The sequence below is a fragment of the Shewanella sp. 10N.286.52.C2 genome (assembly GCF_002874545.1).
In the GTDB taxonomy this organism is placed as follows: domain Bacteria; phylum Pseudomonadota; class Gammaproteobacteria; order Enterobacterales; family Shewanellaceae; genus Shewanella.
The window spans coordinates 14,153-26,877 of the sequence record NZ_MCTV01000025.1 but is presented as its reverse complement, the minus strand read 5'-3'; the positions used below and the strand labels follow the sequence as shown (position 1 = coordinate 26,877).

At 40.3% G+C, this 12,725-nt stretch carries 11 protein-coding genes and 1 riboswitch; of the genes, 3 read left to right on the top strand and 8 right to left on the bottom strand.

Annotated elements, in window-relative coordinates; translation table 11 throughout:
- The first annotated feature begins 137 nt into the window (after positions 1-137).
- A complete protein-coding gene (locus BCU94_RS09830; RefSeq protein ID WP_102440462.1) occupies positions 138-1,070 on the top strand; it encodes a LysR family transcriptional regulator in 933 nt (310 codons plus the stop codon).
- Between the two features lie 89 nt (positions 1,071-1,159).
- On the opposite strand, the gene BCU94_RS09825 is transcribed toward BCU94_RS09830, so the two are convergent.
- From BCU94_RS09825 to BCU94_RS09800, 6 genes are all read right to left on the bottom strand, one after another.
- A complete protein-coding gene (locus BCU94_RS09825; RefSeq protein ID WP_102476285.1) occupies positions 1,160-1,912 on the bottom strand; it encodes an HDOD domain-containing protein in 753 nt (250 codons plus the stop codon).
- A 216-nt stretch (positions 1,913-2,128) separates the two neighbouring features.
- Positions 2,129-4,114, bottom strand: coding sequence for a TonB-dependent receptor (locus BCU94_RS09820; protein WP_102476284.1), 1,986 nt, complete (start codon positions 4,112-4,114; stop codon positions 2,129-2,131).
- 132 nt (positions 4,115-4,246) lie between these two features.
- Positions 4,247-4,466, bottom strand: a riboswitch (cobalamin riboswitch).
- A gap of 214 nt (positions 4,467-4,680) precedes the next feature.
- The gene (locus tag BCU94_RS09815) at positions 4,681-5,265 is read right to left on the bottom strand and encodes a hypothetical protein (RefSeq protein WP_133126429.1); all 585 of its coding nucleotides are present in this window, start codon (positions 5,263-5,265) and stop codon (positions 4,681-4,683) included.
- A gap of 175 nt (positions 5,266-5,440) precedes the next feature.
- A complete protein-coding gene (locus BCU94_RS09810) occupies positions 5,441-5,779 on the bottom strand; it encodes a DUF3622 domain-containing protein (RefSeq protein ID WP_102440458.1) in 339 nt (112 codons plus the stop codon).
- Positions 5,780-5,858: 79 nt separating this feature from the next.
- Positions 5,859-7,829, bottom strand: coding sequence for a U32 family peptidase (locus BCU94_RS09805; RefSeq protein ID WP_102476283.1), 1,971 nt, complete (start codon positions 7,827-7,829; stop codon positions 5,859-5,861).
- 141 nt (positions 7,830-7,970) lie between these two features.
- On the bottom strand, positions 7,971-8,537 hold the full coding sequence (locus BCU94_RS09800) for a phosphoribosyltransferase family protein (protein WP_076541549.1): 567 nt from the start codon (positions 8,535-8,537) through the stop codon (positions 7,971-7,973).
- A 510-nt stretch (positions 8,538-9,047) separates the two neighbouring features.
- Between BCU94_RS09800 and BCU94_RS09795 the strand changes: the two genes are divergently transcribed.
- On the top strand, positions 9,048-9,803 hold the full coding sequence (locus BCU94_RS09795; protein ID WP_102476282.1) for a thiol:disulfide interchange protein DsbA/DsbL: 756 nt from the start codon (positions 9,048-9,050) through the stop codon (positions 9,801-9,803).
- A gap of 136 nt (positions 9,804-9,939) precedes the next feature.
- On the opposite strand, the gene BCU94_RS09790 is transcribed toward BCU94_RS09795, so the two are convergent.
- Complete coding sequence (locus BCU94_RS09790; RefSeq protein WP_102476281.1) at positions 9,940-10,470, bottom strand: cytochrome b/b6 domain-containing protein; 531 nt, start codon at positions 10,468-10,470, stop codon at positions 9,940-9,942.
- Between the two features lie 57 nt (positions 10,471-10,527).
- A complete protein-coding gene (hemG, locus tag BCU94_RS09785) occupies positions 10,528-11,049 on the bottom strand; it encodes a menaquinone-dependent protoporphyrinogen IX dehydrogenase (protein ID WP_102476280.1) in 522 nt (173 codons plus the stop codon).
- A 370-nt stretch (positions 11,050-11,419) separates the two neighbouring features.
- On the opposite strand from hemG, the gene BCU94_RS09780 reads away from it, so the two are divergent.
- Entirely contained in the window at positions 11,420-12,619 is a 1,200-nt protein-coding gene (locus BCU94_RS09780) for an MFS transporter (RefSeq protein ID WP_102476279.1), read from the top strand.
- The last annotated feature ends 106 nt before the right edge of the window (positions 12,620-12,725 follow it).

Sequence of the window (12,725 nt, the reverse complement as noted above, 5' to 3'; positions counted from 1 at the left end):
AAGTTAACAATGGGACTACATTTTCGTAAATAAATTACACAGGCGTCTGGACGTCTAGAAGTTTGTTGTGATAGTCTTGATACAAGCAACCGAATTGATTTCACCCGTAAGTTGAGCAAAATTCATGTGAGGATTATATGATAGAGCTGAGACACCTTCGAACTCTGATGGCACTTAAAGAAAGTGGTAGCCTTGCTGGTGCTGCGAAAAAACGCTTCGTAACTCAATCAGCGCTATCTCATCAAATAAAAGAATTAGAAACACGCATTAATTCGTCTATTTTTATTCGAAAGAGCAAACCATTATCTTTTACTCAAGAAGGCACTCGACTACTTAATTTGGCGGAGGAAATTCTCCCTAAAGTGATGGTGACAGAATCAGATCTGAAAAAAGGCCTTGATGGAGAGGCGCAATCTTTAAAATTGGGCATTGAATGCCATAGCTGCTTTCGCTGGTTAATGCCGGTGACCGAGGCCTTTAAACAAATCGCACCAGATGGCCGTATTGATTTATCTAGCCGTCATTTATTTGATTCATTAAATGCCTTAGCGCTTGGTGAGTTGGATATTGTACTCACTTCAGATCCAGTACCAGGGCATGCACTTGCCTATCAACATTTGTTTGATTTTGAAGTGAAGTTAGTCGTTTCAAATGAGCATCCTCTAGCAAAACAGCCATTCATTAAACCTGAGCAGCTCGCCAAGCAAACACTGATCACTTACCCTGTTCCATTGCAGCGCCTTGATATTTATAAGCACTTTTTAGAACCTGCTGGTGTTGAGGTGGGTGAACAAAAGCAATGTGACTTAACAGCGATGCTGCTTCAACGTATTGCTTGTAATGATGGCGTAGCGGCGCTGCCAAGCTGGTCAATTAATGAAGGCCATGGACTTAACTTAAGTTCTGTAAAACTTGGCAGCGAAGGCTTAAAAAGGCCGTTATTTGCAGCCTACCGCCTTAATACATCCAATACCCATTTAATTCAAAAATGGCTAACCTTAGTGGCTGCTGAAGGGCTAAAGTTACAAAGATTAAGTCAAAAGCACCAATCGCTCTTAGAATGTGCATAAACAAGTTGTGAAAAATCCATAAAAAATGCCACGATTAAGGTGGCATTTTTTATGTCATGGGATTAAATCAACTCGCTATACTAGCTTCATTAATTAGATTCATTAATTGGGTTTATCAATACATTACGTTTGCTCAGCACAGCTCTAAGCACTAAGCCTGCAGAGTTTACATTGCTCGTTTGGTTAATATTATGGGCCACCATAAATTCATTGCGTAACTCATCATCTAACCCAAGAGCCTCAAATGCTTCTATAGATAAACTTTGCTGCTGGGTATCAATGAGCTTTTTTATCACCTGTAATGCTATGGGCTTTTCTGAGGCGGCATTTAAAAATGCAAACGCACTTAAGGTAATCACTTGACCAAATACACTAAATAGCGCCAAGGTTTGCAGTTCATCTGCATCAATATCTATAGCTTGTTTATTGTCTTCAAGCTCACGTAAATAATGCACTGCATCGGTAGCGATATTTTCAGTAAGCGCCCAATAGCCCTTAACTAATTTACAATATGGTTCAGGTAATTCATCTAAGCGTTCTTTTAGATAAAATGAGAAGCTATAGCGGTAAATATTGACTTGGCCTAAACGGATAAGCGCATCTTTTATACTGCGATTTTTTGTCGCGATTACGCCACCAGCTTGAGCGGTATTACTGCGCCAAAGTAAATGAGCGGCAAGCGCGGGATCGCTGGCAATGATATCGATAATAATGCGGATATCTGCTTCATTAATTAAGGCCTTTTTTAAAGGGATCAAAATACCACGGCGCCCAATGACTTGTTCTTCGTTGCCAATAATAGCTTTTACTTGAGTGAGTACCTGCTGCTCAAGGTAGGTCATAAAGCGATGCTTCCCTGTATAATTCTTCGTTCTCGATTAACGAATTTATCCATAGAAACCCTACAAAGGTCAAGTGATTAATGCTGATTAAGACAAAAATCCGACAAGTGCTTTGTCGGCTTTAGTATCTTCAGTGTAATTAGCTAGATAACAAGTTATTATCGTCTAAAAATCAGACGCTTCGCTTATTATCTGTTAGTTCATTACAAAGGGATTTTAAAAACGATAACCTAAGGTTAAGCGAATTGAGCGACCATTACCCGAGTAATAACCGCTGCCGCCCCATTCCTCAGGAACATAATAGCCAGCACTGACATATTGCTTATCTAACAAGTTGTCAGCACGTAAACTGGCACTCCACTCATTACGGGTATAGTTAATGGCTAAGTTAGCTAATACATAACTGGATAACTTAGGGTCAACATTGGCATTATCACCTTCAATAAAGCGCTCGCCAGTATAAATACCTTCAGCAAAAACCTGCCACTGTTGGGCAATATCATAACTCACATACGCACGGGCATTATGCTCCGCAACCCAAGAAAGCGCCTTGCCTTCGTTCTCGCCTTCGGTAAATTCAGCATCAATGTAATCATATGATGCGCCCAGCAACCAATCTGCAGCGATTTGCACATCATAAGCGGCATTAACGCCAAAACGAGTTGAAGCATCAGCATTAACGTTAGCACCGCCGCCCTGTGGACCATCAGTGCGCCCTGCGTCATATACAATTTCATCTTCCAAATCTAAACGGTAAAGGTTTAATTTGAAGGTTTGTGTTGTAGTGGTCCAGTCCCAACCTGCTTCATATGAACGGCCGGTTTGTGGATCAAGACCAAGGGTGGTAATTGGGGTATAGGCTTGCTCATCCACTTTGGCAAAACGGAAATTATCATTGGCGCGAATATAAAAACGATGCGCAAGGCTTGGACGATAGTTTAACCCTAACTCAAATGCATGGGCATCATTATCAAGCTCAACACCATTTGCGTATGATAATTGATCTGTTAAGTCATCTGTCACTTCACTGTAACGCCCACCAACTACATAGGATAATGACTGCGTTAATGGCACTGAGGCTTGCACATAAGCACTGGTCACTTTCTGTTCATTATTACGTTGAATGTAAGCAGTATCAAAATCGGCCTCACCGATACTTAAATCAACCCCAGCAATAATGTCTAAATCACCATTATCTAGCTGATAATTTGCTGTGGCTTTGGGTGAAAAGCTTAATAAACTTCGCTCGATACGCCCAGCACTGCCCCAAATAAAGTTAGTGGTTAGAGTATCAGAGTAAGTTAAATCAGTGGCCAAAGCCCATTCTTTAGTTAATTGGTACTCATAGCCACTGCGCAGCGCTGTGGTCATTTCATGAACATAATCATCATCGGTAAAAGGTGCGGCCTGAGTTGGATCTTGCAGATACTGCTCCAGTGTTAGCGCACCAGGGGCCTGGCGATCATTATCGAAGTAGCTGGCTTCAACAAAGAAATTTTGTAAATCAGTTTGATATTGCAAACGGCCTAGAATTGAGCCGGTTTCACTGTCGTTATTATCGCGATAGTTATCACTTTGATTGTAACTGCCGGCCAAGTAATAATGCCAAGCGTCATTAATTTTGCCTGAAATATCCCCTTTAGCTTCATAAGTATCAAAGCTGCCAGCACTTAATTGCAGTCCGCCGCCGTCTTTATTAGGCGCTTTAGTGATGATGTTAATCACCCCGCCAACAGCTTGATCGCCATAAAGTACCCCAGCACTACCTGATAATATTTCCACCCGCTCAACTTGATTTAACGGCACTGCATTAATGCTAGGAGCCGCAATATCAATATTGTTTAAGCGGCGACCATCAATCAAAATTAAGGTATTGCTGGCGGCTTGAGACGCTGAAAAACCGCGCATGGCAAAAGTCGTACCTGAGTTGTTATCAGACACTTGAATACCCGCTTGAGAACGTAATAACTCCGTTAAGCTCACCGCACCACTAAGCTGAATATCAGCTTGGTCGATCACATTTACATTCGCTGCAATATTAAGAGGATTTGCATCTTGACGACCAATAACCACAATTTTTTCAACCTCTGCATTGGCAGAATTGTCTGTTGTGGTGTCAGCGTAAACAACTGAGGTTGTTGAAGCAGCTAGACCAAATACTAGGCTTAATGCTGATGCGATTTTTGTTAGATTTGTACCCATTTACCTTTAACTCCTGAAAGGAAAAATGGGGCATATTTGCCGCAGCGCATCGTACTCGTAAATTTATCTGTTAGCGATAAGCCATGATTATTTACAAGCAACGAGCTACATTTCGAGATCTGCCCACCGAAATCTCAAAATCATCTATAGGGCCGGTCTCCGGACTTAGGTTAAAGTAGCAAAGCTACTGACGAACATGAATTTTTAACGTTAAATAGCAGCTTAAATTTCACAGCTACAAGCTTTATCGCACTCAGTCCTCACCATTACCGTTGCGGGGGCAGTACTAGATTTTCACTAGTTTCCCGATTATCCCGTGTCATACACAGGCACCACTATAAATTGACGATAAATTATATAAATTTTTGATTGCTACGACTTAAAGCAGCCATATAACAAGCTGATATAGTATAACGTGCTTATGGGGATTTTTGATATAACGAAAATGAATCAATCATATTATTCAACTTATTGAAAAATAGTCTGAATAATATGATTACTCATTAATAGCTCGCTTACTGATAAGCGGATTGTTGATAAACCAATTATTGATAAAAAGAAAATGTCTAGAATCGTAACTGCTTAAAATTCGACATAAATTGACGATGATTGGTCGATTTTAATGGCGCTGAGTTTTTATTAAAAACATCGCCGCGCATAGACTTATGCATAAAGTACAAGTCTTCAACGCCTTTAATTACGGCGTAATAACCTATTTCACCTTGCTGTTTAACTGAGCCACCTTGCTGTAAAAAGTTAGCCATAACGGTACAGCCGATAATGCCGTGATACGCTTCTTGACCACCCATCTGGGTTTTTCCAAGTTGCTCATAAACCACCTCACCTTGGCAGCTGTCTTGGTAGGTGCTAGCAAAATTATTTAAAAATCGCTCAGGCTCGATATTTTCTGCCAAGCCCTCAAAGCCTTGAATACAGAATAAATCAGACCAATTATTTAAACTTTCCCCAGCAGGAACAAACTCAGCTTTATACATATTCCCTTTGCTAGAATTAAATGCCATATTCCAGCCAATAGGCAGCTCAAAAGACACACTTTTGGAAAATATTGATAACTCTCTTTTTGCAGCGTTAGTTGCATCTGCTGATTGATTGGTGGTGCTATTGAGGTAAGACTGTGACTCTTTGGCCATTACTTTATTTCCAGGGCCTAATAACAACAGCCCTGAAAATATTATTGTCGTAAAGCAAGCTTTCATACCTAATTCGTCCTTGGTATTGGTGCTGAAAGGTGAAGTTTGGTTTATTCAAAAATAAATACGGCAAACCTTGTCACCAAGTTGTTGCATTACTGTAATGTTTTAACGCTTAATCTTCAACAACATCTGCGCTATCGGCAGCATCTATTTGCTTAGCATCATCTGATAATGCATCTGCTTCATCGGTTAATGCTTCTGCAGCAATTGCATCTGCAATTGATTTAGCCTTAAGTTGTTTTTCTGTTTTACGTTTATTGCGTTCAGCTTGCGTGGTTAAAAAAGCGGGAAGCTCTTGCTTACCCCAAGCTTCAGCCTCGGCTTCTGATGCAAATCCGTCATGACTTTTAGACACAATAGTCTTAGTTGCAGTCATACGACGAGTGATTTCAGTTTTCCAAGTTGTACCAACTTGTTTTACTCTAAAATCATATTTTTTTGCTTTAGTCATTTTGGGCTTTTTCCTACAAATTTATCGCCACGCATCGCGCGTGATAATGGTTATTGAGTAATAAGATGACATCACCTGATTACTTTACTAATTGATTTGATCCAACGATCATCATTTCACATTTTAGGCAATCGAAAACCAGCTTTAAGCGGTCTTTGCCAATATCGAGCACCATTGGGTCAGCTTTAATGCCTTCAACTTCTTTAGGGCATAAATTAAAGCTGTAACGTAAGCAATGCTTAGTCACCATTAATGGTGCATCGGTTAATAGTTTGTTTTTCTCGTAAGTGTCTTCAATTTGAACCACACCGTGTTGCTCATAAAATTCACGAGACTTATCGTTTGCAACATTAGATAAAAAACTTAAATACTTTTGCGGGAAACGCGCTGACTTATCATGCTCAGCTCGCTGTGGTCGCTGGTAGCCTTTTACTCTGGCGTCATCAAAGGCGGCAATGGCATCTCGCCTTAAACCATTAATCACTGACGCTGGTAAAAACCAACGATTAGCACATTCAATCGTTAACTGCTGTAACTGATAGTCACTGTTACCCAGTTTGCCGAGCTGCGTTCGCAGGCTTGCATCTGCTTTAGCGTAATCTTTCGCCGGCTCTTTTACCCACTCAAGCTCTACTGTAACGCTATGGGCATGCTTGTCACTGATGGTCAGTGAAATGCCTTGCGGCGTATCAGCCAATACCATATCAACCGCAATGTTACGGCTAGCAGAGTCTTTTGATAGCAAAGCATCAAATTGATGATCGAAGTTTCTAAATAACTCCACACCGACTTTTAAGTCTTTCGACACATCGGTCAGATATAAAGTATTACCATCAGCGCGGTTAACCCTTAAGCCTTTGGTTTTGTTATCAGATAAACGCTGCTTTTGATAACCATCAATAAAGAAGCACAAGCCATCACCGTTATTAAACTCAACGGCTTTACCCGCTTTACTGCTATCGACTTTAATAAAATCGCGGCCAACACTGGTGATAACCCCCACTTTTTCACCAATGTACTTTGGCGAGCTAAAATGCTCAATTTGCTCAGTACGTTGATTAATAAAGTAATCTGTCTTACCGCGGTTAAAGCTTTTTTCAGGATCTGGCGTAAAAGTAAATTCGCTTCGACCATGAGACATTGACTCAAGATCGCTGCGGCGATCAATAATCGCATCTAACTGCTGGCGATAATGGGCGGTGACGTTTTTAAGATAACTAATATCTTTTAAACGGCCTTCCACTTTAAATGATGTTACGCCTGCATCAATTAATGCTTCTAAATTCTCAGTTTGGTTGTTGTCTTTTAATGACAACAAATGCTGATTTTCAGCTAACACTTCACCATCACGGGTGGATAAATCGCAAGGCAAACGGCACATTTGTGAACATTCACCACGGTTAGCACTGCGATTAGAAAACGCATGACTGATATTACATAAGCCGCTATAACTGACGCACAATGCGCCATGAACAAAGTACTCAAGCTTAAGTTGCGTACTGGCTGCAATTTCTTTAATTTGCGGTAAATTCAGCTCACGGGCTAATACCACCTGTGAAAAACCGACCTGTTCTAAAAACACTGCTTTTTCTGGGGTGCGATTATCCATTTGGGTACTCGCGTGCAGTGCAATTGGCGGTAAATCTAACTGCAACAAGCCCATATCTTGAATAATTAATGCATCCACACCTGCTTCGTATAATTCCCAAATAAGTGCCTGCGCTTTGGCAATTTCGTCATCCATTAAAATGGTATTTAACGCTACAAACACTTGAGCATGATAACGATGAGCAAACTCTGCCAGTCTGGCAATGTCTTCCACACTATTACCGGCATTATGGCGTGCACCAAATGCAGGTCCGCCAATATATACAGCATCAGCACCATGACGAATAGCTTCAATGCCGTAATCAGCATTTTTAGCGGGTGCCAGTAGTTCAAGCTGCTTTTTCTCTTGCGACTTGCTCGCTAAAGATTGAGAACCTAGAGATTGAGTATCTAGAGGCTTATCAGTGGTTTGTTGTGGGGAAAATATCTCAACAGAGCTCATAATGGGCAGTATCTTTTCAGGGTAATAATAAAAAATGCATCAAGAAGGTGAATTAAACACGGACAATAACCACGTGTCAGGCACTCTCTTGACGCACTGTTGAGCTGCTAGTTTAGCAAAAAATAACCAATATCGATGCTTTTACTTAAACAAATGCTGAATATTCTTAAAATCTGTTTTACCTTCAGCGATTTCTTGCGGGTTTAAACCTGACACTTCATGAGGAAAAACAAGCCATTCTTCAGACTCATGGATAAAATAATCCGGTTTTAAATCAACTGCGGTATTTTTTGGTTTGTAATAAGGACAAGCCACTCGAATATCTGTCGGGATATTTTTGCGCATAAATTTTTGCAATTTATCAATTAATGCATCAACACTGCGGCCAGAATCAAATACATCATCCACAATTAATAGCCCATCATCAGCATTGGCATTTTCAATGATGTAATGTAGGCCATGAACTTTGATTTTCTTGCTTTGCTTATCAGTGCCAATACCGTAATAAGATGACGTTCTTACTGCGATATGATCGGTTTCAACATTCTTAAAATCATAAAATTCTTGCACTGCAATACCGATTGGAGCACCGCCACGCCAAATCCCGACAATAAATTGCGGTCTGAATCCGCTATCGTACACTTGTGCTGCTAATTTGAATGAGTCTTCAAGCAACTGCTGTGCGCTAATATAATGTTTCTCTGTCATTGGATAAGGCCCCTATTATTTTATTGCGGCGGATTTTATACCAATTATAGGTAACTTGTCTGTGAGGAAGAGAAATATTTATCAAATAAGCCTCAAGCCGCACAATGACGACTTGGTATAAAATCACCAAAATAGAATAAGTCTCAACTACCACTCATCAAAGTGCCAGTGTAAATAGTCACAATTAAGCGGGCTATAGTGACAAAAGTGACAATAGTGACAATAGTGACAATAGTGACGACAGTGAGCAATTTCGGCAAGTTTGTGAAGCTTGGCAAATTCTGCTTACTGAGTCGTTATAAAAGCTAGTTTAAATTGCAGTGCTTTTTACTAAAAAGCACTAGGCCATCACAGTTTTAGCACTGACACTGCTAACGGATTCAGTCATAATCGCAGCTAACTTTATGGCAATTAAGCAAGTGCTTAAGTTGCTTGAGTTATTTAAGTTGCGTAAGCTTAATTATCTCTCGCGATATATCGCCAAAATCACCCCACTTTGTCGAGGCATACATGATAAAGATTAAACATATTGCATTCACTCTGGCTGTTGCTGCATTCACATTAACCCTAACGGGCTGTGGCAAACCTGCTGATACAACGGTTACAACTACAGAAAAAACTGCTGTTGAAACGGCTGTAGAAACTGTTGAAAAAACTGCTGTAACTCCATCTAGGTTTGTTGAAGGTCAACATTACACTCAAGTTTCTGATGCACCAGCATCAAGTGAACCTAAGATTTCTGAATTTTTCTCTTTTTACTGCCATAACTGTTACAACATGGAAACCCAGTACCTGCCAGAAATTAAAGGTAACTTGAATAAAGAGATTAACTTTGAAACAAAGCACGTTGACTTTATGAACAGTGATATTGGTACTGAAGTCATGCGCGCCTTAGCCGTTATTCATGAAGTGGGTAATGCGGATGTATTAAATAAAGCCATGTTCCAAGCGATTCAAGGCGAAGGTGGACACCACGACCACAGTGCTCCAGGTCATAGCCATGACGAGCCTGAAATCAACAATCGTGACGATATCAAACAAGTGTTTGCAGCTCACGGTATCGATAGCGCCGCTTATGACAAGATTGCTGACAGCGAAGCTACAGATAAGAAATTGTCTCAATGGCGCCAACAGCAAATCATGTACCGCGTTCAAAGCGTACCGACTTTCATCGTTAACGATAAGTATGCTATCAACATGAATGAAATGCGTACTCTTGGCGATCTAATTGACGTGATGAATTACTTAGCATTAGAAAAGAAATAAGCTACAAAGAATCATTGTCTAAGTACAATCTTTAGCGTATTAAAAAGCCCAATCATGATAATCATGCTTGGGCTTTTTTAGGTTTGTTATAACGTAAAATTGTCAATAGCCAATGGTATATAGATTGAATTAATGACTAAGAATTTCTCACCATATCAATAATATGAAACATGGCAAACACGATATGTACCATCAAGAAACCCACAAAGCCTTGGGCAAAAAGAATGTGGTATTTACGCCACATTAATGCATCACTGCTACCTTGAGTGGCAAACCATGCGATGCCGGTAATACTCACTAGCGCCATTAAAATCAGCCCTATTCCTTCAACAATACTGAAGATACCTTTGCCTCCAGAGCTCGGTAAAGTGCCCTTTTTTAACTGCTTAATTTCATCTACACATTGGGAAAAGTCTAATCTTAACCACGGAAAGAACTGACGCCAGTGGCCATTTAACAGATTCTTCAGCATAAATAACAAACCAAATATAGCTGCCACTAAGCCTAGATACACATGCAAACTGTCCCAAATACTGGCATTGGCTCTTAATTGCCGACCGATTAGGATCCATGGGCTAGTTACCACCAAAAATACGCTTAGGGTTATCACAATGACATGCAGTTTTTCGGCAATAGCACTAACCAAAGCAGATGACTTTTGACTCATGAATTTACCTTCCTTTTGCAATGATAAGCACTTAACTTATTCTCAGTCTTAAGCTCGTTAAGCGCTATGAATTTGGTCTACATAGGCATCTACTTTTTCCCAGTCGGTGTACTCAACTTGGGTATTAGGATCCGTAGGCCCTTTGGTCATCCACATGATAAAGCGAATAATATTACGATCCATTGGGCCATAACCTTGATAATCTAAATTACCACCAAACACTTCCAGTACTTTAGGTTGCCAGTCACTTTGCTTTAAAAAAGCTTGCATATACATATTGGTGTCTGGGGTGTTTTTACCCGGTTTCCTAGCAACTAAACTCACAGAGAAAAAACCATTGGGTTTACTATCAAGGACTGCTTTATTGTCGGCAGCAAATTGATAGAGTGCTGGGCGGTGCTTACCATGGCGGATACTGGCACCAATAAATACTTTATCAAATGCACTGATATCAGGCTTATCTTGCAGCGCTGCTAAGGTGACTGTGTTGCCTTTAGCGATGAGCTTTTGCTGCATGTAATCGCAAATCTTACGGGTTTGACCGTGAACCGTTGAATAAATAATTAAAATGCTACTCACGTTAACCTCAATTTTAAAAAGTGTTATCTGTCATTAACTTCATCTTAATTGAATTGGCGCAACAATTACATGGATCAGATCACGACAAATTAGTCGCAACACCCATTAATAATCAAGACTTTTGGCTGGCTCACAAAATGCGGGATAAAGTCTAAGCTTCACTCACTTATGTTTTTTAATTTGTAAAAAATACAAATCGAAGTTAGCTGCTATTAGCACTACGACACCTATTCAAACTGACCACCTAAGGCACGCATATCGCTAAAGCCCAAGCGATAGCTTCCTAATAGAGAGCATTTTACACTTAGCGCTAAACGGCAAATTATGTAACTATGTGGCTAAGATTGAGAGACAAGGAAAAGTGACCTTAATGCCCGCAGTTTCAGACAAAAAACCGCAGCAATTATTATTGTGGATGACCTTCATCATGTCGATGGTGTTTGCCGTATGGCAAGCCTTACTCAATAACTTTGTTATCGAGAAAGCGGCATTTACTGGGGCTGAAATTGGCATGCTGCAAAGTTTGCGTGAAGTACCCGGCTTTTTAGCCTTTACCGCTATATTTGTATTACTGCTAATTCGAGAGCAAACCTTCGCGCTGTTGTCACTGGCGGTATTAGCCATTGGCATTGCTATAACTGGCTTTTTCCCCAGTGTATTAGGGCTTTATATCACCACAGTTTTAATGTCGATTGGCTTTCATTATTTTGAAACCGTTAATCAATCTTTGACACTACAATGGGTCGATAAACAACACACCGCAGAGTTTTTAGGTAAAGCATTAGCGTGGCGATCTGCGGCTGCGTTACTGGGTTATGGCAGTATTTGGCTGGTAATGACTTGGCTTAAACTCGATTATGTGTGGATGTATGCCATCATTGGCGGCTTAGGCTTAATTGCGGTTATCATGATGAGTCTGTATTACCCACATTTCCCTATTGCTGAGCCGCAGCACAAAAAGCTTATCTTTAGACAGCGTTACTGGCTTTACTACGCACTCACTTTTTTATCAGGCGCCAGAAGACAAATCTTTATGGTCTTCGCTGGTTTCATGATGGTGGAAAAATTTGGCTATTCAGTGACTCAAATCACCTCACTGTTTTTAATTAATTACGTGGTTAATTTACTATTTGCACCAGCCATTGGCCGCTTTATTAGTCGCATAGGTGAACGTAATGCTTTGGTGATTGAATACCTTGGCTTAATTATTGTTTTTGCTAGCTACGCCGTCGTTGAGCACGCCACCATAGCCGCAGCCTTGTATGTTATTGACCATCTATTATTTGCTATGGCTATTGCCATGAAAACCTACTTTCAAAAAATTGCCGATCCTAAAGATATTGCTGCCAGTATGTCGGTTAGCTTTACCATTAATCATATTGCCGCAGTGATTATTCCGGTACTGTTAGGCATATTATGGTTAAGCTCGCCTCAATGGGTATTTATGATTGGAGTCGGCTTTGCTATATGCTCGTTAATATTGGCATTAAACATCCCGACATCTCCTGCTGCTGGCAATGAAACTAATTGGCGTTTTGTAACAAAAACATCAAAACTCAAAACACCATAAAACAATAAGAATAAACAATAAGAATAAACAATAAGAATAAAAAAATGGCAAACATTCAACCGCAAATCGCTGAAGCCCAAGTCTCCACTAAGGCCTCAACTAAGGC